Origin of the sequence: Amycolatopsis eburnea (genome assembly GCF_003937945.1) — a bacterium.
Taxonomy (GTDB): domain Bacteria; phylum Actinomycetota; class Actinomycetes; order Mycobacteriales; family Pseudonocardiaceae; genus Amycolatopsis; species Amycolatopsis eburnea.
In genome coordinates this window covers 136,711-154,898 of sequence record NZ_RSEC01000063.1, presented here as the reverse complement: position 1 = coordinate 154,898, position 18,188 = coordinate 136,711, and the positions used below count along the sequence as shown (strand labels likewise).

The 18,188-nt window shown below is 71.6% G+C and carries 25 protein-coding genes; 12 read left to right on the top strand and 13 right to left on the bottom strand.

All coding sequences use genetic code 11. The features are described 5' to 3' along the window. Nucleotides 1–76 precede the first annotated feature (76 nt). Together EIY87_RS44545 and EIY87_RS44540 are read left to right on the top strand one after the other, a co-directional pair. A complete protein-coding gene (locus EIY87_RS44545) occupies nt 77–1,843 on the top strand; it encodes an IlvD/Edd family dehydratase (RefSeq protein ID WP_125316132.1) in 1,767 nt (588 codons plus the stop codon). A 63-nt stretch (nt 1,844–1,906) separates the two neighbouring features. Continuing rightward, on the top strand, nt 1,907–2,224 hold the full coding sequence (locus EIY87_RS44540) for a DUF3040 domain-containing protein (protein ID WP_125316131.1): 318 nt from the start codon (nt 1,907–1,909) through the stop codon (nt 2,222–2,224). Here EIY87_RS44540 and EIY87_RS44535 read toward each other — a convergent pair. Both EIY87_RS44535 and EIY87_RS44530 read right to left on the bottom strand, forming a co-directional pair. Beyond that, the gene (locus EIY87_RS44535) at nt 2,221–3,342 is read right to left on the bottom strand and encodes an NAD(P)-dependent malic enzyme (protein WP_125316130.1); all 1,122 of its coding nucleotides are present in this window, start codon (nt 3,340–3,342) and stop codon (nt 2,221–2,223) included. The two genes, EIY87_RS44540 and EIY87_RS44535, sit on opposite strands and share 4 nt — an antisense overlap. A gap of 29 nt (nt 3,343–3,371) precedes the next feature. Beyond that, a complete protein-coding gene (locus EIY87_RS44530) occupies nt 3,372–3,788 on the bottom strand; it encodes a CBS domain-containing protein (protein WP_125316129.1) in 417 nt (138 codons plus the stop codon). Nucleotides 3,789–3,872: 84 nt separating this feature from the next. On the opposite strand from EIY87_RS44530, the gene EIY87_RS44525 reads away from it, so the two are divergent. Continuing rightward, nucleotides 3,873–4,499, top strand: coding sequence for a UdgX family uracil-DNA binding protein (locus EIY87_RS44525; RefSeq protein WP_125316128.1), 627 nt, complete (start codon nt 3,873–3,875; stop codon nt 4,497–4,499). Here the strand turns inward: EIY87_RS44525 and ligD (EIY87_RS44520) are convergent. From ligD (EIY87_RS44520) to EIY87_RS44505, 4 genes are all read right to left on the bottom strand, one after another. Further along, on the bottom strand, nt 4,488–5,360 hold the full coding sequence (gene ligD / locus EIY87_RS44520) for a non-homologous end-joining DNA ligase (protein WP_125316127.1): 873 nt from the start codon (nt 5,358–5,360) through the stop codon (nt 4,488–4,490). The genes EIY87_RS44525 and ligD (EIY87_RS44520) overlap by 12 nt on opposite strands. Continuing rightward, complete coding sequence (gene ligD, locus EIY87_RS44515) at nt 5,357–6,301, bottom strand: non-homologous end-joining DNA ligase (protein WP_125316126.1); 945 nt, start codon at nt 6,299–6,301, stop codon at nt 5,357–5,359. The genes ligD (EIY87_RS44520) and ligD (EIY87_RS44515) overlap by 4 nt, the downstream gene beginning before the upstream one ends. Continuing rightward, entirely contained in the window at nt 6,298–7,215 is a 918-nt protein-coding gene (gene ku / locus EIY87_RS44510; RefSeq protein WP_125316125.1) for a non-homologous end joining protein Ku, read from the bottom strand. Before ku ends, ligD (EIY87_RS44515) begins: the two co-directional genes overlap by 4 nt. A gap of 64 nt (nt 7,216–7,279) precedes the next feature. Beyond that, nucleotides 7,280–7,474 (bottom strand): hypothetical protein, encoded by a 195-nt coding sequence (locus EIY87_RS44505; protein WP_125316124.1) that lies wholly within the window; start codon nt 7,472–7,474, stop codon nt 7,280–7,282. Between the two features lie 189 nt (nt 7,475–7,663). On the opposite strand from EIY87_RS44505, the gene EIY87_RS44500 reads away from it, so the two are divergent. Further along, nucleotides 7,664–7,873, top strand: a complete 210-nt coding sequence (locus EIY87_RS44500; RefSeq protein WP_125316123.1) for a hypothetical protein — start codon at nt 7,664–7,666, stop codon at nt 7,871–7,873. A 9-nt stretch (nt 7,874–7,882) separates the two neighbouring features. Here EIY87_RS44500 and EIY87_RS44495 read toward each other — a convergent pair whose 3' ends face one another. Continuing rightward, nucleotides 7,883–8,614: an ANTAR domain-containing response regulator gene (locus EIY87_RS44495; RefSeq protein WP_125316122.1), complete on the bottom strand. Its 732-nt coding sequence runs from the start codon at nt 8,612–8,614 to the stop codon at nt 7,883–7,885. A 143-nt stretch (nt 8,615–8,757) separates the two neighbouring features. After that, nucleotides 8,758–9,720 (bottom strand): TIGR03557 family F420-dependent LLM class oxidoreductase, encoded by a 963-nt coding sequence (locus EIY87_RS44490; protein WP_125316121.1) that lies wholly within the window; start codon nt 9,718–9,720, stop codon nt 8,758–8,760. 119 nt (nt 9,721–9,839) lie between these two features. On the opposite strand from EIY87_RS44490, the gene EIY87_RS44485 reads away from it, so the two are divergent. From EIY87_RS44485 to EIY87_RS44475, 3 genes are all read left to right on the top strand, one after another. After that, nucleotides 9,840–10,169: a plasmid stabilization protein gene (locus EIY87_RS44485; RefSeq protein WP_125316120.1), complete on the top strand. Its 330-nt coding sequence runs from the start codon at nt 9,840–9,842 to the stop codon at nt 10,167–10,169. Between the two features lie 68 nt (nt 10,170–10,237). Next, a complete protein-coding gene (locus EIY87_RS44480; RefSeq protein WP_125316119.1) occupies nt 10,238–10,681 on the top strand; it encodes an ATP-binding protein in 444 nt (147 codons plus the stop codon). Next, nucleotides 10,678–11,469 carry a SigB/SigF/SigG family RNA polymerase sigma factor gene (locus EIY87_RS44475; RefSeq protein ID WP_125316118.1) on the top strand — a complete coding sequence of 264 codons (792 nt, stop codon included), beginning with the start codon at nt 10,678–10,680 and terminating at the stop codon, nt 11,467–11,469. Before EIY87_RS44480 ends, EIY87_RS44475 begins: the two co-directional genes overlap by 4 nt. A gap of 132 nt (nt 11,470–11,601) precedes the next feature. On the opposite strand, the gene EIY87_RS44470 is transcribed toward EIY87_RS44475, so the two are convergent. After that, the gene (locus tag EIY87_RS44470; protein WP_125316117.1) at nt 11,602–13,092 is read right to left on the bottom strand and encodes a CYTH and CHAD domain-containing protein; all 1,491 of its coding nucleotides are present in this window, start codon (nt 13,090–13,092) and stop codon (nt 11,602–11,604) included. Nucleotides 13,093–13,215: 123 nt separating this feature from the next. Between EIY87_RS44470 and EIY87_RS44465 the strand changes: the two genes are divergently transcribed. Together EIY87_RS44465 and EIY87_RS44460 are read left to right on the top strand one after the other, a co-directional pair. Beyond that, the gene (locus EIY87_RS44465; protein ID WP_125316116.1) at nt 13,216–13,758 is read left to right on the top strand and encodes a hemerythrin domain-containing protein; all 543 of its coding nucleotides are present in this window, start codon (nt 13,216–13,218) and stop codon (nt 13,756–13,758) included. A 36-nt stretch (nt 13,759–13,794) separates the two neighbouring features. Next, nucleotides 13,795–14,601, top strand: a complete 807-nt coding sequence (locus EIY87_RS44460) for a GAF and ANTAR domain-containing protein (RefSeq protein WP_125316115.1) — start codon at nt 13,795–13,797, stop codon at nt 14,599–14,601. 4 nt (nt 14,602–14,605) lie between these two features. On the opposite strand, the gene EIY87_RS44455 is transcribed toward EIY87_RS44460, so the two are convergent. The 3 genes from EIY87_RS44455 to EIY87_RS44445 form a co-directional block, all read right to left on the bottom strand. Then, a complete protein-coding gene (locus tag EIY87_RS44455; protein ID WP_125316114.1) occupies nt 14,606–15,067 on the bottom strand; it encodes a hypothetical protein in 462 nt (153 codons plus the stop codon). A gap of 69 nt (nt 15,068–15,136) precedes the next feature. Beyond that, nucleotides 15,137–15,976: an aldo/keto reductase gene (locus tag EIY87_RS44450; RefSeq protein ID WP_125316113.1), complete on the bottom strand. Its 840-nt coding sequence runs from the start codon at nt 15,974–15,976 to the stop codon at nt 15,137–15,139. Nucleotides 15,977–16,060: 84 nt separating this feature from the next. Then, on the bottom strand, nt 16,061–16,522 hold the full coding sequence (locus EIY87_RS44445) for an SRPBCC family protein (RefSeq protein ID WP_125316112.1): 462 nt from the start codon (nt 16,520–16,522) through the stop codon (nt 16,061–16,063). Between the two features lie 117 nt (nt 16,523–16,639). On the opposite strand from EIY87_RS44445, the gene EIY87_RS44440 reads away from it, so the two are divergent. The 3 genes from EIY87_RS44440 to EIY87_RS44430 are packed head-to-tail and all read left to right on the top strand — an operon-like array spanning nt 16,640 to nt 17,621. Then, nucleotides 16,640–17,053: a phage holin family protein gene (locus EIY87_RS44440; protein ID WP_125316111.1), complete on the top strand. Its 414-nt coding sequence runs from the start codon at nt 16,640–16,642 to the stop codon at nt 17,051–17,053. Next, nucleotides 17,050–17,361, top strand: coding sequence for a DUF3618 domain-containing protein (locus EIY87_RS44435; protein ID WP_125316110.1), 312 nt, complete (start codon nt 17,050–17,052; stop codon nt 17,359–17,361). The genes EIY87_RS44440 and EIY87_RS44435 overlap by 4 nt, the downstream gene beginning before the upstream one ends. Then, complete coding sequence (locus tag EIY87_RS44430) at nt 17,358–17,621, top strand: DUF4235 domain-containing protein (RefSeq protein WP_125316109.1); 264 nt, start codon at nt 17,358–17,360, stop codon at nt 17,619–17,621. Before EIY87_RS44435 ends, EIY87_RS44430 begins: the two co-directional genes overlap by 4 nt. A 50-nt stretch (nt 17,622–17,671) precedes the next feature. Here the strand turns inward: EIY87_RS44430 and EIY87_RS44425 are convergent, their stop codons facing one another. Beyond that, nucleotides 17,672–18,040, bottom strand: coding sequence for an STAS domain-containing protein (locus tag EIY87_RS44425; RefSeq protein WP_125316108.1), 369 nt, complete (start codon nt 18,038–18,040; stop codon nt 17,672–17,674). Nucleotides 18,041–18,188 lie beyond the last annotated feature (148 nt).

The window sequence follows — 18,188 nt, the reverse complement described above, 5'->3', positions numbered from 1 at the left end:
ACGCACCGAAGGCCACCTTGGGGCGCGCTTGAAGTGGGGCGTGCATTCCGGCACCCGCGTTGACAGACTGACCGGTATGGGACTGCGCAGCGAAGCTTGGTTCAACAACCCCGCCGACCCGGGAATGACCGCGCTCTACCTTGAGCGCTACATGAACTGGGGCCTCACCCGGGAAGAGCTGCAATCCGGCAAGCCGATCATCGGCATCGCGCAGACCGGCTCGGACCTCACCCCGTGCAACCGCCACCACCTCCAGCTCGCCGACCGCACCCGCGAAGGCATCCGGGAAGCAGGCGGGATCGCCATCGAGTTCCCGGTCCACCCGATCCAGGAGACCGGCAAGCGCCCGACCGCCGCCCTGGACCGCAACCTCGCCTACCTCGGCCTGGTCGAGACCCTCTACGGCTACCCCATCGACGGCGTCGTCCTGACCACCGGTTGCGACAAGACCACCCCCGCCTGCCTGATGGCCGCCGCGACCGTCGACCTCCCGGCGATCGTGCTGTCCGGCGGGCCGATGCTCAACGGCTGGTACAACGGCGAACGCACCGGGTCCGGCACCATCATCTGGAAGGCGCGCGAGCTGCTCGCCGCCGGGGAGATCGACGACGCCGGGTTCATGGAGCTGGTCGCGTCGTCCGCGCCGTCGCCCGGGCACTGCAACACCATGGGCACCGCCTCGACGATGAACGCGCTCGCCGAAGCGCTCGGGATGAGCCTGCCCGGCTGCGCGGCCATCCCGGCGCCGCACCGCGACCGGGCGCGGATGGCCTACCGCACCGGGCTGCGGATCGTCGAAATGGTGCGCGAAGACCTCAAGCCGTCCGACATCCTCACGCGCGCGGCGTTCGAGAACGCCATCGTGGTGAGCTCGGCGATCGGGGGCTCGACCAACGCGCCCATCCACATCGGCGCGATCGCCCGGCACATCGGCGTCGACCTGCCGCTCGAGGACTGGCAGCGGCTCGGCCACGCCGTCCCGCTGCTGGTCGACCTGCAGCCCGCGGGCAAGTACCTCGGCGAGGAGTTCCACCGCGCCGGCGGCGTCCCGGCCGTCGTGCACGAGCTGATGCGGCACGGGCTCGTCCACGAAGACGCCCGCACGGTCAACGGCCGCACGCTCGGCGAGAACTGCCGCGACGCCGAGGCGGGCGACCGGGACGTCATCCGGACGTTCGACACCGCGCTCACCCCCGACGCGGGGTTCCTCGTCCTCAAGGGCAACCTCTTCGACGCCGCGATCATGAAGTCCAGCGTCATCTCGCCCGAGTTCCGGCGCCGCTACCTGGCCGGCGGGGTCTACGAGGGCACCGCGGTCGTGTTCGACGGGCCGGAGGACTACCACGCCCGGATCGACGACCCCGACCTCGGCGTCGACGAGCACTCGCTGCTGGTCATGCGCGGGACCGGCCCGCTCGGCTACCCGGGCTCCGCGGAGGTCGTGAACATGCGGCCGCCGGCGGAGCTGATCAAACGCGGGGTGCACGAGCTGCCGTGCCTCGGCGACGGCCGCCAGTCGGGCACCTCCGGCTCCCCGTCGATCCTCAACGCCTCCCCCGAAGCCGCGGCGGGCGGCGGGCTCGCCGTGCTGCGGACCGGCGACCGGGTGCGGATCGACCTGGCCGCGGGCACCGCCGACGTCCTGCTCCCCGACGAGGAACTCGCGTTGCGCCACAAGGAGCTCGCCGAAGCGGGCGGCTACCCGGTGCCCGAGGCGCAGACGCCGTGGCAGGAGATCCAGCGGTCGATGGTCGACCAGCTCTGCGACGGCATGGTGCTGCGCCCGGCGGTGGCCTACCAGCGGATCGCCGAAACGAAGGGCATCCCCCGCGACAACCACTGACCTTTCCCGCATTGAACGGGTCCTCAGCGGGTACCACTCCGGTAGCCGACGCGAGGAGGAGCCATGCTTCCGGAGCGAGAACGCCACGCGCTGCGCGAAATCGAAGCGGAGCTGCAAGCGAACGACCCCGCGTTCGCCGCCGCCTTCAGCGGCCGGAAGCTGCGGCGGCTCAGGCGGTGGAACCTCCTGCTGGTGCTCTGCGACGTCACGGCGGTCGTGATGCTGGTCGTCGGCCTCTTCGCCAGGGATGCCCAGCTGGTGCTCTGGGGCACGGTGAGCGCGGGAGCGCTGGTGGCGTGGCACATCGCCCGCGCCGAAACGGCCCGCGAGGCCACCGGAGACGGCACCGCCCCGGCGCCCGGAGGGTCCACAGTGGACTAGACGTCGGCCTTCGCCGCGCCCGCGACGGCTTCGGCCATGGCGGGCACGAGTGCTTCGTCGAACACGCTCGGCACGATCCGCTCCGGTACCAGGTCTTCGCCGACGACGTCGGCCAGCGCGTGCGCCGCGGCGAGCAGCATGTGCGCGGTCACCCGCGGCGCGCCCGAGTCGAGCAGGCCGCGGAACATCCCGGGGAACGCCAGCACGTTGTTGATCTGGTTGGGGAGGTCGCTGCGGCCGGTCGCGACGATCTCGGCGTGTCGCCCGGCCGCCTCGGGATCGACCTCCGGGTCCGGGTTGGCCAGCGCGAACACGATCGGGCGGGCCGCCATGGCCTCGACGTCCTCCGGCGCCAGGATCCCGCCCGCGCTGACCCCGATGAAGACGTCCGCGCCGCGCACGGCGTCCTTGAGCGAACCGGGCCTGCCCCCGGTGTTCTCCGCCAGCCAGACCTTCTCCCCCACCAGGTCCCGGTCTTCGTGCAGGACGCCTTCGCGGTCGCAGACGACGATGCCGTCGGACCGGTAGCCCGCCCGCAGCAACAGCCGGGCGATCGCACTGCCCGCCGCGCCGGCCCCGGAGATGACGACCGACGTCCCCTCGGGGGCGCGGCCGGTCAGCTTCAGCGCGTTGTGCAGCGCGCCGAGCACGACGACCGCGGTACCGTGCTGGTCGTCGTGGAAGACAGGGATGTCCAGCTCGTCGTGCAGCCGCCGTTCGACGGTGAAGCAGCGCGGGGCGGCGATGTCTTCGAGGTTGATCGCGCCGAACGACGTCGCGAGGTCGGTGACCGTGCGGACGAGGTCGTCGGGTTCGCGGCTGACCGGGCAGATCGGCCAGGCGTCGACGTCGGCGAACCGCTTGAGCAGGGCCGCTTTGCCCTCCATCACCGGCAGCGCGGCGGCCGGGCCGCGGTCCCCGAGCCCGAGCAGCGCCGAGCCGTCGGAGACGATGGCGACCGAGTTGGCCTTGACCGTCTCCCGGCCGAGCGCGGACGGGTCGTCGGCGACCCGCTTCGCCTGGTCCGCGACGCCCGGCGTGTAGTGCTCGGCCAGGTCCTCGGGGGTGTCCAGGGCGACGCGGGTCGCCACCTCCACTTTTCCTCGGCTGCGCGTCATACCGGCGGGGTACCCGCGCGGCGCGGAGCTCAGTCGTAGGAGAGCGCCTCGACGAGCTCGCCGGCGGTCGGGTTCGCCAGCGCCCTGGCCACGTCGGCCTGAGCGACGATCCCGACCAGGTCGTGCCCGTCGATCACCGGCAGCCGGCGCACGCGGTGCTCGGACATCGTGCGCAGGATCTCCGCCGCGTCGTCGTCGGCGCCGATCGTGACCGCCTCGCCCTGGGCCAGCTCGCCGACGTGCAGCGCGCGCGTGTCCTTGCCCTCGGCCAGTACCTTCACGACGATGTCGCGGTCGGTGATCATGCCCTGCAGCCGGTTGTCCTCACCGCAGATCGGCAGGGCACCGACGCCCAGCCGGGCCATGGTGACCGCGGCGTCCTGCACCGTGTCCGACGCGCGGGCACACGTGGCGTCCGGCGTCATGATGTCGCGTGCGGTGGTCATCGTGAGCTCCTTCCTTCCGGTTGTCCTCCGGCTACCCGGCGTCGCCGGGTTTACTCGGGGGTGGTCCGGGGAATTTCCGGCCACATGCCGGATTCCCGCGGTGCGGAGCCGCCGGACACCACCGACCTGGCACGCCTGCGGTCGGCGGCGTCCGGCTGTCAGGGGTGCCCGCTGTACCAGGACGCCACGCAGACCGTCTTCGGCGAAGGCGCGGCCGGGGCGAAGGTCCTCGTCGTCGGCGAGCAGCCGGGCGACAAGGAGGACGTCGCGGGCGAGCCGTTCGTCGGCCCGGCGGGCAAGCTGCTGGACCGCGCGTTCGAGGAGGCGGGCTTCGACCGGGGGTCGCTGTACGTGACCAACGCGGTCAAGCACTTCAAGTTCAAGCGCGAGGGCAAGCGCCGCATCCACCAGAAGCCGGGCCGCACCGAGGTGGTCGCGTGCCGCCCGTGGCTGCTGGCGGAACTGCGCGCGGTGCGCCCCGATCTTGTGCTGCTGCTGGGCGCGACGGCCGCGCAGTCGTTGCTGGGCCCGAAGTTCCGGCTCACCCAGCACCGCGGCGAGCCGGTCGAGCCGCCTGCGGAGCTGAGCGAGCTGGTGCCGTCGGCGGTGGCGACGGTGCACCCGTCGGCGGTGCTGCGGGCGCCGGACCGCGACGAGGCGTACGCGGCTTTCGTGGCGGATGTGAAAGCGGCGGGCAAGCTACTCGGCTGAGGGGAGCTTGGCCAGCGCCGTCTCGGCCGAGGCCGCGTGCTCGTCCAGGGCACGCCACGGATCGTCCTTGCGGGCCGGCCGCTGCTTTTCCTTCGCCAGGCTCCAGCCGTCCGGTTCGGCCTTCCCCAGCTCCCGCCAGTCCAGTGGCGTCGCGGCCGCCGCGCCCGGCCGGGCGCGCAGGGAGTACGGCGCGACGAACGTCTGCGCGTACCCGTTCCGGTTGGCGTCCAGGAAGATCCGGTCGCCGCGCTTTTCCTTGCGCTGCGCCGTGGTCAGGCGGTCCGGGCCGGTGGCCGCGACGCGGTCGGCGAGCGCCCGGGACAGCTCCAGCACGACGTCGGTGTCCGACTTCGCGTCCAGGGGTGCCAGCACGTGGAAGCCGCGGCCGCCGGTGGCCTGGACGAACGCCGTCAAGCCGACGCGTTCGTATTCGTCGCGGATGCGCCGGGCGGCCGCCCGCAGCTCCGCGACCGGGGTGCCGTCCGGCGGGTCGAGGTCCAGCACCAGGCGGTCGGGGCACGTCGGGGCATCCACAGTGGACAGCCAGACGTGGAACTCCACCGTCCCCTGGTTCGCCAGGTACTCCAGGGTTTCCGCGTCGTCGCACACCACGTAGTCGTCCGTCCCGCCGCCGGCCCGGGGGACGCTTTCGACGCGGACCGAGTCCGGGAAGTGCTCGCCCGGGTGCTTCTGGAACCAGCCCTGCTTCGCGATGCCGTCCGGGAAGCGCCGCAACGTCAGCGGGCGGCCGCGCAGGTGCGGGACCATGGCGTCCGCGACGTCCCGGTAGTACCCGACGACGTCGCCCTTGGTCAGCCCGTCCTCGGGGTAGAACACCTTGTCCTCGTGGGAAATCTTCATGCCCGCTCCCGTACGACGTCCGCCGCCTTCTTGTCCTCGCGCAGCCCGGCGAACCGCGGGTGCCGCAGCCGGCCGTCGCGCGTCCATTCGGAGAAGTCGATCTGCGCCACCAGCTCCGGCCGGACCCAGTGCGCACCGCGCTCCCCCACCGGGCCGTCGAACGGCGGCTTCGGCGTCTCCAGGTCCTTCAGCCGCGCGTGCAGCGACGCCAGCAGCCGCTCGTCGAAGCCGGTGCCGACCTTGCCCGCGTACTTCAGCCCGCCGTCTTCGTGGTAGCCGAGCAGGAGCGCGCCGAAGCCGTGCCGGGCGCCTTGGGGGTCGGTGAAGCCGCCGATGACGAGTTCCTGTCCCTGCGCGCACTTGAACTTCAGCCAGTCGGGTGACCGCCCGTGGTGGTAAGGCGCGTCGGCCCGCTTGGCGATGACGCCTTCCCAGCCCCGCCGGCAGGCTTCCTCGAAGAACTTCTCGCCCTCGGCGTTGCGGTGCGACGACAGCCGCAACGGGTCACCGAAGTCGAACGCGTCCCGCAGCAGCGCCTTCCGCTGCCGCAGCGGCAGGCTGGTCGTGTCGTGGTCGTCGAAGTACAGCAGGTCGAACAGGTAGTAGTAGACGCGCACGCCGGTCGCGCGGGCGCGGGCCGGGTCGCTCACGTGGATCCGCGGCTGGAGCGCGGCGAAGCTCGTGTTCGCCCCGTCGAACGCCACGATCTCGCCGTCGGCGACGAAGCGCGGCCCGCCCCGGCCGGCGAGGGCCTCGACGATCTCGGGGTAGGCGTTGTCCATCACCTTGTGGTTGCGGGAGTACAGCGTCGGCGTTCCGGCGTCGCGGACGCAGATCGCGCGGACGCCGTCCAGCTTGCGCTCGAAGATCCAGTCCTCGCCGGAGAACCGGCGGTCGGTGAGCGTGGCCAGGGTGGGCTCGCGCCAGCCGGGTCCGGTCACGACGCCTTCAGCGCCTTCTCCAGCTCGGCGCGCGTCATCTTCGACCGGCCCTTGACGCCCTGCTCGCGCGCGAGCTTGTCCAAGTCCGCTTTGGACAGTTCGGTGAAGTCCTTCTTCGCGGGCTTCTTGGCGCCGCCCTTGCGGTTCTTCACGCTGCGCGACAGCGCCTCGAAGAGGTCGACGACGTCGGCCGAGGGCTCCGGCTCCTCCTCGTGCGTGATCTCCTTGCCCGCCTTCTTGGCCTTGATCAGCTCTTCGACACGCTCGGAGTACTCGTCGCGGTAGTCCTCGGGCCGCCACGGCGCCGTCATCTCGTCGACCAGCGCGAGCGCCATGTCGAGCTCCTTCGGCCGCGGCTTCGGCAGCTCGGGCAGCTTGCCCATGACGTCCTTCGGCTTCCGCAGGTCCGCGACGAAGTGCAGGGTGTTGAGCACCATGACCCCTTCGCCGGCGCGGACCGCCGCCAGGTATTCCTTGCCGCGCAGCACGAACTTCGCGACGCCGGCCTTCTCGCTGCGGTCCATCGCCTGCAGGAGCAGGCCGTACGCCTTGGCGAAGTCGTCCTTCGCCGGCTTGAGCCAGTACGTCTTGTCGAAGAACCACGGGTCGATGTCGTCGAGCTCGACGAACTGCTCGATGTCGATCCGCCGGGATCGCTCGGGCGCGATCTCGTCCAGCTCGTCCGGCTCGACGAGCACGTGGTCGCCGCCGCCGAGGTCGTAGCCCTTGACGATCTCGTCCTGGCCGACCTCCTCGCCGGTCCGCTCGTTGACCCGGCGGTTGCGGATCCGGTCCGACGTGCCGCGTTCGAACTGGTGGAAGTGGATCGTGTGGTCCGCCACCGCGGGGTACAGCTCCACGGGGACGGTGACCAGCCCCAGGCTCAACGCACCGCTCCACACCGGTCTCGCCATCTCGACCTCCTCACCGGCAGCGATACCCGTGCGGCGGCCGCCCGAAACTCAGCGTGACGGCGTGTCAGGCCACTTCGCTGGCCCGGCTCCCGCGGTGCAGGCCGAGCATCTCCAGCAGCCGGGCGCAGTCCTCGGGGTCCTTGGCCTGGGCCGCGACGGCCAGCGCCGCCTTGTGCCGGGTGCGCTCCTGCTCCGGGGAGTCACCACCCTCCAGCAGCAGGTCCGCCACCGGTCGCAGGTCGTTCCGCTTGTCCCGCATCTCCGCTCCCCTCCGGGCAATAGCCTGTGCGTCCTCGCCGGCCGGTTACCCCGGATCACTCCCTGAAACACAGGAGGCACCGGACGAGGGACAGGAGACACCGAACGTTGCGCCGAACGAGTGAATTCGCCCGGTCCGGCTCCCGGAGACGGCAAGGTAGATGAGACCTACGTCACACCAGGAGGCCGGATGGGCACCCAGATCCGCATCAGCCGCGACGACGGCTCACTCCCCTGCGAGGTCTGCGGCTTCCCGACGATGCACGTGGCGCAGGTCGTCGCGGACGACGGGACGGTGCTCGGCCGCACCCTGGTGTGCACGACCTGCCAGCTCGGCCGCAGCCGCCAGGAGCCGGCGGCGGAACCGGACTCGCCGCCGGACGAGGTCCCGGCGGGCTGAGGAGCGCGGTCAGCCCGTCGTCGTCACCACCGCCGCCACGAACTCCGCCGCCACCTCGTGCAGCTTGCGGTTGCCGTCCTGCGACCGCTTCACCAGCCGCTGGAACGCTTCCTCCGCCGTGATCCGGTGCGCCGCCATCAGGATCCCCTTCGCCTGGTCGATCACCGCGCGCGTCTCCAGCGCCCGGTTGAGCTGGTCGACCAGCTCGCGAGCCGCGAAGTACCGCCGCGCGCTGCGCAGGCCGAACACCACCGTCGCCGTGTACAGCTCCAGGATCTTCGTGCCCAGCTCGCTGAAACCGTGCTCGCCGAACCCGAAGAGGTTGACCGCGCCGGACATGTCCTCGTCCACCGTCAGCGGCGCCGCCAGGAAACTGGCCACGCCCAGCTGCTCGGCCGACGTCACGAACTGCGGCCACAGGTCCCCCACCGCGCCGACGCCGACCCGGACCGGCTGGCCGGTCTCGGCGGCGCGCAGGCACGGGCCGTCGCCGATGCGGTACTGCTCGCGGTCGAAGTTGACCGCTCGCTGGTCGGTGCTGGCGACCGTCTCCGGGACGCCGTCGCGCACGAGGGTGATGCTCGCCATGTCGGCTCCCGGCACCACGTGCACCACGTGGTCGCAGACCGCCTGCAGCATCTGGCCGAGGTCGAGCTCGGTGTCCAGCATCGCGGTCAGCGACTCCATCGCGACCGTGACTTCGTCCAGCCGTGCGGTGAGCTGCTCCTGGCCGCCCGTCATCCTGGTGACGCCCCTCATCCGTTGCTCAGGGCGCTCAAGACCAGGGAGGACCCGGGCGCGCGCCACTAGTGGGCCGCTAGCGCTTTAACGGGTCCAGCGCGAGATTACTGCATCGTGATCGGCGCGGGCACGAGCGGTTCCGGCTAGCCCCGCAGCGCCGGAAGCAGCTCCTTCTCCGCGAAGTCCAGGAAGCCCTCCTGCTGGTCGCCGCCGATCTGGACGAGCGCGACGTCGGTGAAGCCCGCCTTCTCGAACTCGCGGACGCCTTCGACGATCGGTTCCACGTCGGGGCCGCAGGCGATCGAGCCCGCGACGTCCTCCTCGCGGACGAACTGCGTCGCCCCGGCGAACCCGGCCGGGCCCGGCAGCTCGGCGTTGACCTTCCAGCCGCCGGCGAACCAGCGGAACTGCTCGTGCGCGCGCTTCACCGCGGCGTCGCGGTCGGTGCCCCAGGAGATCGGCAGCTGCGCGATCTTGCGGGTCGGCGGCCCGAGCCGGGTCGCGTCCCACTCCTGGGCCAGCTCCACCTTCGGCTCGACGGCGATCATCGCGTCGGCGACCGGGGCGAACCGGCGCACCGACTGCGAGCCGGACACCGCGACGGCGACCGGCGTCCGCTTCTCCGGCAGGTCCCACAGCTTCGCCGAGTCGACGCGGAAGTGCTTGCCCTCGTAGTCGAAGTGGCCGCCGTCGAACAGGCCGCCGATGATCTGCACGGCCTCGGCCAGCATGTCGTGGCGGACGTTGGCCGGCGGCCAGCCGCGGCCCACGACGTGCTCGTTGAGGTTTTCGCCGGCGCCGAGCCCGAGGGTGAACCGGCCGGCCGAGAGCGCCTGCACGGTCGCCGCCTTCTGCGCCACCACGGCCGGGTGGTACCGCATGATCGGGCAAGTCACGTACGTCATCAGCTCGACGCGTTCGGTGCTCTGGGTGACCGCGCCCAGCACGCTCCAGGCGTAGGGCGCGTGCCCCTGCTCCTCGAGCCACGGCGAGTAGTGGTCGCTCATGACCTCGAAGTCGAAGCCGGCCGCCTCCGCACCGGCGGCGAACCGGACCAGTTCGTTCGGCCCGGTCTGCTCGGTCATCAGGGTGTAGCCGATCCGCATCGGCGCCTCCTCTCGTCAGCCCGTCGCGTACCCGGGCGATGCGGTGGGTAACCACCCGGGGACCGACGTTTACCGGGTGATCGTCCGGGTATCCCGCTCACGGGAAGAAGGGAGCAGCCATGCCTCAGTCGTGGAGCGGCAAGCGAGAACGGCAGTACGAGCACATCAAGGACTCGGCCGAGGACCGGGGCGCGAGCACCGGGCGGGCCAAGGAGATCGCCGCGCGGACGGTGAACAAGAACCGCGCGCAGTCGGGCGAGTCCCGGACGGCGAGCAAGACGTCGGTCAAGGACAAGTCCCCGCAGCAGCGCGGCGGCGAGCGGTCGGGCAACCGCAAGGGCCCCGGCGGGCCGACGAAGGACCAGCTCTACAACGAAGCCAAGAAGAAGAACATCGACGGCCGTTCGAAGATGACGAAGAAGGAACTCGAACGGGCGCTGGGCCGGTGACGCCGATCCCCCTGAACCAGCCCGAACCCCCAGTGTCAGCGTTCCCCCAGATGGGTAGTACCTCCGGCATGGAAGAAACAAGTGGCTCGCTCGGCGGCAAACCGACCGTCGACGAGATGCTCGACGAGCTCGTCGAGCTGCGGCTCCCCGCCATGGCGGAGCAGATCCCCCTGGTCCGCATGCTCACGCACGGCGTCGTCTCGCGCGCGGACTTCGGGCTGGACGCCATCGCCGACGCCAAGATGGCCGTCGACGAAGCGTGCGCGCAGCTCGTCCAGCTCGCCGAGCTGGGGTCGCAGCTGCACTGCCGCTTCCGGCTCGCCGTCGACGGCCTGCACGTCGTCGTCTCGACCCGCTCGACCGACCCGCGCCCGCCGAGCGACCGCACGTTCGGCTGGCACGTCCTCACCACGCTGAGCCGCTCGGTGACCGCGCACTGCGACATCCTTCCCGGTGGAGGCGCGGGCATCGTCACGATCGAGCTGGTGCTCAACCCGGGAACGAGCGCGTGAGCGGCGAGCGCAAAACCGTCCTCCACCGCCCGGACGAGTACGCCCACTGCGAACCGCTGTTCGAGGAGCTGGGCGAGCTCGACGCCGACGACCCGCGGCGGGAAGCCGTCCGGAGCAAGCTGGTGACCGAGCTGCTGCCGCTCGCGGAGCACATCGCGACGCGGTTCTCCGGCCGCGGCGAGCCCCGGGAAGACCTGGTCCAGGTGGCGCGGATCGGCCTGATCAACGCGGTCGACCGGTTCGACCCCGGCCGGGGCCACGACTTCCTGTCCTTCGCCGTGCCGACGATCATGGGCGAGGTCCGGCGGCACTTCCGCGACACCGGCTGGTCGGTGCGCGTCCCCCGCCGGCTCAAGGAGCTGCACCTGTCGCTGAGCCAGGGTTCGGCGACGCTTTCGCAGCGCCTCGGCCGCGCACCGACGCCGACGGAGCTGGCCGAGCACCTCAACCTGGACGTCGACGAAGTCCGCGAAGGCCTGATGGCGGGCAACGCCTACCAGGCGCTGTCGGTCGACAAGCCGGTGCACGACGACGCCGAGGCGCTGTCGCTGGCGGACACCATGGGGGAGCCGGACCACGAGATGGCCATGGTGGAGAACCACGAGGCCCTCCAGCCGCTGCTGCAGGAACTGCCCAAGCGCGAGCGCGCGATCCTCGTGATGCGGTTCTTCGGCGGACTGACCCAGACCCAGATCGCCGACCGCGTCGGCATCTCCCAGATGCACGTCTCGCGGCTGCTGTCGCAGACCCTCGAGCAGCTGCGCGGCAAGCTGACCGGAGAGGGCTAGCCGGCAGCGCAGCCTCCTGGCCGAGGTCTTGAATGGGTCATTCAGGTCTTCGGAGGTCCTGAATGACCCATTCAAGACACCGCGGCGCCGGCGTGCGTGACCTCCGGCAAATCGGGGCAGCCCAGCTCGGCGTCACCCCAGCCGGCGCCACTCCTTCGCGAACCGCTTCCGCAGCCGCTCCGCCCGCTCGGCGTCGCGGGCGTGCAGCAGGCCGAACGTGAAGGTGTTCTGCCCCTCGCCGTGCCCGGCGATGGCCAGGCGGCGCAGGACTTCCCGGCCGACCACGGTGTCCTGGTGCGCGCCGAGCGTCTGCTGGACCGCCTTGACGTTCCGGCGCCACTTCCGCACCTTCTTGCCCGACACCGGCTTCACGGTGTCGGCGGCGTACCGCGCCCGCTTCGCCTTCTTCCGGACGTCGTGCAGCGCGTGCTCCAGCTCTTCGCCCGCCAAGCCGTGGGTCGCCGCCTCGGCGCGGGCCAGCTTCTTCGCCGCCTTGCGCAGCGGCTTGCGCAGACCGGTCTTCGCCCGCTTCCCCGCCTTCGCGGTCGACGGCGGGTTCGTGATCACGGCGTCGAGGTCGCGCAGCAGCGCGAGGTAGCGCTTGCCGGTCAACGCCTCCATCACCCGGGTGCGCGTCTCTTCCGCTTCGCGGGCGAAGTGGCGGGTGAGGAACTGGCGCAGCGGCCCGAACACCAGCTCCGGAGGCAGCTCGTCGAGCTGCGCGCGCAGCCTCTCTTCGGCGACTTCGGCGTCCCTCGCCGGAGCGAGCTGCTGCCCGAGCCACTGCAGCTCGGCGGCCAGGCCGGCGGTCTTCTCCTTGCCGAGCACCGGCCCGAACGTGCGAAGCGTGCTCCGCAGCTTCCGGGCCGCGACGCGCATCTGGTGCACGGAGTCGTCGACGTCGAGCCGCACGCCGACGTCCGCCCGGCGCAACCGGGCCGCGTGCTCGCGCAGCGACGCCACCACGACGTCGCCCGCCGACGGCTTCTTGCCGGAGCGCGGCGGCGCCGGGACGCGGTCGCCGACCAGGCGGCGGAGCTTGGACGACCACGGTGAGGCCGAAGCGCCGGCCTCGGTCAGCGCGCGGTCGAACTCCTCGAGCAGCCCCGGTTCGGCGTCCGGGTCGAGCTCCAGCTCCAGCTCGCGCCACTCGTCGAGCCGCGCGGTCTCCCCGCCCGCCTCGCCGGTCACGTGGTCGTCGGTGAGGGTCGCGATCGTGCGGCCGTCGGCGGCCGCCAGCCGGTGGGCGAACCGGTCGGTGCGCAGGTGCGCGATCGGCACCAGCTTCTCCCCCAGCGTGTACGCGCGCACCAGGCGCCGGAACCGGCCCGGCACCTTGTGGACGTCCCCGCCCAGCGGGAGCTGCAGCTCCTGCCGCTCGTCGGCCGACACCGGCAGCTTGAGGTGCCAGCCCGCGTCGTGCCCGCCGACGCGCCGGCGCAGCGTGATGCCGGCCGCCGCGAGCCGGAAGGTCGCGGTGTCGTAGTAGGACGCGTCGAGGACCTGCTCGACGGGATCGTCCTGCGCCGCGACGCCCGCCACGCCGATCAGCCGGGGCACCCCGGTGCCCGCCGCGACTTCGTACTTGCGTTCGCGCTCGATCACCGACGTCGGCGCTGCCATGGTCGTCCTCCCTGGGCCCGGTCCTCCTGGTTTGCATACCCGGCACGCTGCCCGCCGACACGGGATTCGCCGCCCGAGCAGCGGGTATCCGTCCCGAAATCCGAGCCCGGACCAGGAGCGTGCATGAACGGCAGCCAGCCCGCAACCGACCTGACGATCGTCCTCGCCGGTGACCACCGGGAGCTCGACCGGCTCTGCACCGAGCTCGAACTCGGCCAGGGCAGCCCGGAGAACCGCAAGGACCTCTCGGACCACCTGATCGCGGAGCTGGTCCGGCACGCCGTCGCCGAAGAACACTTTCTCGACGGCGACGGCGACCTCGCGGAAGCGGACCGGCTGATGCGGCAGCTGGAGGGCGCAGGACCGCAGGAGACCCGGTTCGAGCGGCTGCTGGGCGGGCTCATCCGCGCGGTGCGGCGGCACGTCCGCGGCGAAGGACCCGCGGCCGTGACCGAGGTGCGCCGCCGCTGTTCCCCCGAACGGCGGGCCGAGCTGGGCCGGGTGGTCCTGGAAACCCGGGAAACCACCGCGACGCTGCCCCACCCGGACCTGGCCGACCGGGTGCAGCCGGGCGAACGGCTCTGGCCCGGGCCGGGATTCGTCGACCGCGCCAGGAACGCGCTGGTGCGGCCGGGGCACGGCGAGAACGCACCGGCATCGGGTTGAATGGGTCCGTCAAGACCACGGACACAGTGAGGACCGATGAGCGTCAGTGAAGAGGAATGGGCCCGGGACCGGGCCTGGTTCGGACAGGACGGCGCGCCGGCGCCGGGCCCCTTGGCGGGGCAGTTCGCCGACCTCACGCGGACGCTGCTCGACGTGACGCCGACGGTCGGCGGCGTGCTCAAGCTCGTCGTCGGCGCGGCGGTCGCGATCATCCCGGACGCCGACCTGGTCAGCGTCACCCTGCGCGACACCGACGGCCGGTTCCACACCCCGGTCGAGACCGATCCCGTCGCACTGGAGCTCGACCGGCTGCAGTACGAGCACGGCGAAGGACCGTGCGTGGAATCGGCCCGCCCGGACGGCCCGGCGGTCGGCTGGTCGCAGGACGTGGGCCACGACCCGCGCTGGCCGTCGTTCGGCCCGGCCGCCGCCGGGCACGGCTACCACTCGGTGCTGGCGACGGCGCTGCTCCCCGACGCCCGCCCGCCGCGCCAGTCGGGAGCGCTCAACATCTATTCGCGCACGCCGGGGGCGTTCGACAGCCAGGCCATCGACACCGCGCTCCTCCTGGCCACGCACGCCTCGCTGGCGCTCGCCCACACCGAAGCGCTCGCCTCGGCCGAGCTGGAGGCCGAGCACCTGCGCCGCGCGATCGACAGCCGCGACGTGATCGGCCAGGCGAAGGGCATCCTGATGCAGCGCCGCGGCATCACCGCCGACGAAGCCTTCGACGTGCTGCGGCGGACGTCCCAGGACCTCAACGTCAAGCTCGCCGACCTCGCGCGCACCCTCGCCACCCGGCACACCGAGATCGACGTCCCGGTCTCCGGGGGCGAGGGCTGAGCGGCTACTGGGCCGAGTACGGGGACCGGTTCTCCAGCGACGGGCTGACGTCGGGGTACCGGCCTTCCTGGCCCGGCACCGGCGTCACGGTCGGGGTCTGCGGCTCCACGCGCTGACGGCCGCCGCGCTGGACGACGGCTTCGACTTCCTGCTCGCCGCGGATGCGGGCCAGCACGCCGAGCGTGATCGCGTGGGCGAGCGCGAGGACCAGGAGCAGGACCCCGAGGCGGCCGACGACGCCGGGCAGGTCGCTGTCGCCCATGTCGATGGTCGAGATCAGCGCCAGCACACCCAGGGTCGCCAGGTGGAACAGGACCGTGACCAGGCGGGTCATCGAGGCGCCCGCCGCGGGGTCGCCGTAGGAGTTCTCCAGGTACCGCCGTCCGCTGCGGTAGATGATCTGCCCGTCGATGAGGACCAGCGCGATGCCGATCGCGAGGAACGACAGATACGCGTTCGTGGTCATGCCGGACGCTCCTTCCAGGGGGACCTTGCCGGGGGAATACCCTCGGTGTCGCTCAGGGAAACGCCGCGGTCACCCCTTGAAGGCGTCGGGGTCCGGCCCGGTGCGGCGGCCGGCGTCGAGCTTGCCGATCGCCGTCAGGTCCTCGTCGTCGAGCTCGAAGCCGAAGACGTCGATGTTCTGCCGGATCCGGTCCGGCGACGACGACTTGGGGAACACGATGTTCCCGAGCTGCAGGTGCCAGCGCAGCACCACCTGCGCGGCCGTCCGCCCGTGCTTGGCCGCCAGGTCGGCGAGCACCGGGTCGTCGAGCACTTCGGCCTGCGCGAGCGGGCTCCACGCCTCGGTCGCGATGCCGTGCTCCCGGTGGTAGGCGCGCAAGTCGTGCTGCTGCAACGCGGGGTGCAGCTCGATCTGGTTGACCGCGGGCACCGTCTCGCACTCGTCGGCGAGCCGGTCGAGGTGCGCCCGCTGGAAGTTCGACACGCCGATCGCACGCGCCTTGCCCGCGCGCAGGATCTCCTCGAAGCCCTGCCACGTGCGGACGTAGTTCTCCTTGTGCGGCAACGGCCAGTGGATCAGGTACAGGTCGACGTGGTCGAACCCGAGCCGGCGCAGGCTGCCTTCGAGCGCGGTGATCGCGTTGTCGTGGCCGTGCGCGTCGTTCGCCAGTTTCGTCGTGACGAACACGTCTTCCCGCTTCAGGCCCGATTCCGCGATCCCGGCGCCGACACCTTCTTCGTTCCGGTACATCTGCGCGGTGTCGATGTGGCGGTAGCCGGCTTCGAGGGCCGTGCGCACCGCCCGCGCGGTTTCGGCGGGCGGGATCTGGAAGACGCCGAACCCGAATTGCGGGATCCGCACGCCGTTGTTCAGTTCGACGGTGGGAACGTCGGCGGTGGTGGTCGTCATGGGTGCGGCCTACCCGTGGCCCCCGGACGCGAAACACGGCGGGGCGGCTGTCCGCCGCCCCGCCGTGCCGTGCACCTGATCGGGTTACGTGCCCGGGCGGTCCACGTCACCGCGCCAGCCGCCGGTCTCCCGGCCGCGCTGCTCGATGAACTCCTTGAACCGCTTCATGTCGCCCTTCACCCGGCGATCGAGCACGCCCAGCTTGTCGGCGACGTTCTCGGCGAAGCCCTCCGGATCGATGTCCATCTGCGCGGTGACGCGCGTGTGCGAATCGTCGAGCCGGTGGAAGGTGATGACCCCGGCGTGGTCCGGCCCGGAGTCCGACGTCCACGCGACCCGCTCGTCGGGGTGCTGCTCGGTGATCGTCGCGTCGAATTCACGCGTCACACCACCGAATTTCGTCACCCAATGGGTGCGCGTGGCGTCGACCTGCTCGATGCGCTCGACGCCTTCCATGAACCGCGGGAACTCCTCGAACTGCGTCCACTGGTTGTAGGCGGTGGAAACGGGGACCTCCACGTCCACGATTTCGGTGATCGTGCTCATGCACTCCTCCTGGTCGGTGGTGGAATTCCCCGGCTACCCCGCGGTGCGGCGGTCAAACGCGGGGTGATTGACGCGGCGGGTGCCGGGTACCCCGCGGCCAGGTGAAGGAGGTGTTCCGTGATCGAAGAAGTGAACGAGAAACCGGCGGCGGACCGGTCCATCGGCGAACTGGTGACGGACCTGACCGACGAGGTCAAGCGGCTGGTCCGGGACGAGATGCGGCTCGCGGTCTTCGAACTGCAGCGCAAGGGCAGGAAGATGGGCTTCGGCGCCGGGTTGTTCGGCGCGGCGGGCCTGTTCGCGCTGTTCGGCGCCGGCACCCTGGTCGCGGCCGCCGTGCTGGCGCTGGCGCTGGTCGTGCCCGGCTGGCTCGCGGCGGTGATCGTCGCGGTCGCGCTGTTCCTGGTCGCCGGGATCGCGGCGCTGGCCGGCAAGAAGGAAGTGACCCAGGCGGTGCCCCCGGTGCCCGAAGAAGCGATCACCGGCGTCCGCGAAGACGTGGACACCGTGAAGCAGGGGGTGCGGGCATGAGCGACGGCGACTTCCCGAAGAACGCCGAAGAGGCGCGGGTCGACCGGGACACCACCCGGGAAGAGCTGACCGAAACCCTCGAAGCGCTCGGGCAGAAGCTCGACGTGAAGACCCGGGTCAAGGACAACGTCGACGAGAAGCTCGACGCGGCCACCGCCAAGGTGGCCGACGTCACGAACGAGCCGACCGCGGCCAGGTTCCGCCAGGGCGCCGACGCCGTCCGGGCCAACCCGGTTCCGGTGTTCGCCGGCGTGCTCGGCCTGCTGATCGTGATCCGCCTGATCCTGCGACGAAGGAACAACTCGTGAACAAGGTGCTGTACAAACCGCTCAGCTGGACGGTGGGCGCCCTCGGCGGCGTACTGGCCGGCCAGGTCTTCAAGCAGGTCTGGAAGCGGGTGGCGGGCGAAGAGGACGCGCCCGACGCCACCGACCGCGACTACACCTGGCAGCAGGTGATCATCGCGGCGGCGGTGCAGGGCGCGATCTTCGCCGCCGTGAAGGCGGCCACGGAACGGGCCGGCGCGGTCGGTTACCGCAAGGCGACCGGCGACTGGCCGGACGACTGACCCACCCGTTCAGTCCACAGTGGACGGCGGGAGGCGTGGCCGCCGAGCGGTCACGCCCTCCCGCCGGGTTCGGTGGCGAGGCGGGCCAGCGCCGCGCCCACGCGCGGGTGGATCTTCAGCACCAGGTCGGCGCCGGTCGCCTCCAGCGAGCGCGTCACCGCGTGACCGCTCACGACGACGGCGAGGTCGGTGCGGTCGTCCGCCTCCAGCAGCGACCGCACCCCGGCGCAGCTGAGGAAGGCCACCCTGGTCAGGTCGGCGACGATCCGGTCACCCGTGGCCAGTGCTTCGTCGAGCGTGCCGACCGTGGCCGCGTCGACATCGCCCACCAGGGTGACGACGCGGACCCCGCCCGGCCGCTCGGTGGTCGTCGCGGTCAACCCGGCGGGTTCGTATACCGTTCGGAAAATGTCGTGCATGGCGCTCCCTTTCGCGGCGTGCAGGGGCGCTGACCGGAGCACGTGTCTGAACAACAGCCAACACCACTGACCGTACGCCCCTGTGCCGAGAGGTCAACCCCGCCGGTTTCCCGGCCCCGGCCTCGGGTAACCGGCGAACGACGAGGTC

Coding starts and splice junctions, on each gene's coding strand:
- EIY87_RS44545 (WP_125316132.1), top strand. CDS start 77: ATGGGACTGCGCAGCGAAGCTTGGTTCAACAACCCCGCCGACCCGGGA.
- EIY87_RS44540 (WP_125316131.1), top strand. CDS start 1,907: ATGCTTCCGGAGCGAGAACGCCACGCGCTGCGCGAAATCGAAGCGGAG.
- EIY87_RS44535 (WP_125316130.1), bottom strand. CDS start 3,342: ATGACGCGCAGCCGAGGAAAAGTGGAGGTGGCGACCCGCGTCGCCCTG.
- EIY87_RS44530 (WP_125316129.1), bottom strand. CDS start 3,788: ATGACCACCGCACGCGACATCATGACGCCGGACGCCACGTGTGCCCGC.
- EIY87_RS44525 (WP_125316128.1), top strand. CDS start 3,873: ATGCCGGATTCCCGCGGTGCGGAGCCGCCGGACACCACCGACCTGGCA.
- ligD (WP_125316127.1), bottom strand. CDS start 5,360: ATGAAGATTTCCCACGAGGACAAGGTGTTCTACCCCGAGGACGGGCTG.
- ku (WP_125316125.1), bottom strand. CDS start 7,215: ATGGCGAGACCGGTGTGGAGCGGTGCGTTGAGCCTGGGGCTGGTCACC.
- EIY87_RS44505 (WP_125316124.1), bottom strand. CDS start 7,474: ATGCGGGACAAGCGGAACGACCTGCGACCGGTGGCGGACCTGCTGCTG.
- EIY87_RS44500 (WP_125316123.1), top strand. CDS start 7,664: ATGGGCACCCAGATCCGCATCAGCCGCGACGACGGCTCACTCCCCTGC.
- EIY87_RS44495 (WP_125316122.1), bottom strand. CDS start 8,614: ATGACGGGCGGCCAGGAGCAGCTCACCGCACGGCTGGACGAAGTCACG.
- EIY87_RS44490 (WP_125316121.1), bottom strand. CDS start 9,720: ATGCGGATCGGCTACACCCTGATGACCGAGCAGACCGGGCCGAACGAA.
- EIY87_RS44485 (WP_125316120.1), top strand. CDS start 9,840: ATGCCTCAGTCGTGGAGCGGCAAGCGAGAACGGCAGTACGAGCACATC.
- EIY87_RS44480 (WP_125316119.1), top strand. CDS start 10,238: ATGGAAGAAACAAGTGGCTCGCTCGGCGGCAAACCGACCGTCGACGAG.
- EIY87_RS44470 (WP_125316117.1), bottom strand. CDS start 13,092: ATGGCAGCGCCGACGTCGGTGATCGAGCGCGAACGCAAGTACGAAGTC.
- EIY87_RS44465 (WP_125316116.1), top strand. CDS start 13,216: ATGAACGGCAGCCAGCCCGCAACCGACCTGACGATCGTCCTCGCCGGT.
- EIY87_RS44460 (WP_125316115.1), top strand. CDS start 13,795: ATGAGCGTCAGTGAAGAGGAATGGGCCCGGGACCGGGCCTGGTTCGGA.
- EIY87_RS44455 (WP_125316114.1), bottom strand. CDS start 15,067: ATGACCACGAACGCGTATCTGTCGTTCCTCGCGATCGGCATCGCGCTG.
- EIY87_RS44450 (WP_125316113.1), bottom strand. CDS start 15,976: ATGACGACCACCACCGCCGACGTTCCCACCGTCGAACTGAACAACGGC.
- EIY87_RS44445 (WP_125316112.1), bottom strand. CDS start 16,522: ATGAGCACGATCACCGAAATCGTGGACGTGGAGGTCCCCGTTTCCACC.
- EIY87_RS44435 (WP_125316110.1), top strand. CDS start 17,050: ATGAGCGACGGCGACTTCCCGAAGAACGCCGAAGAGGCGCGGGTCGAC.
- EIY87_RS44425 (WP_125316108.1), bottom strand. CDS start 18,040: ATGCACGACATTTTCCGAACGGTATACGAACCCGCCGGGTTGACCGCG.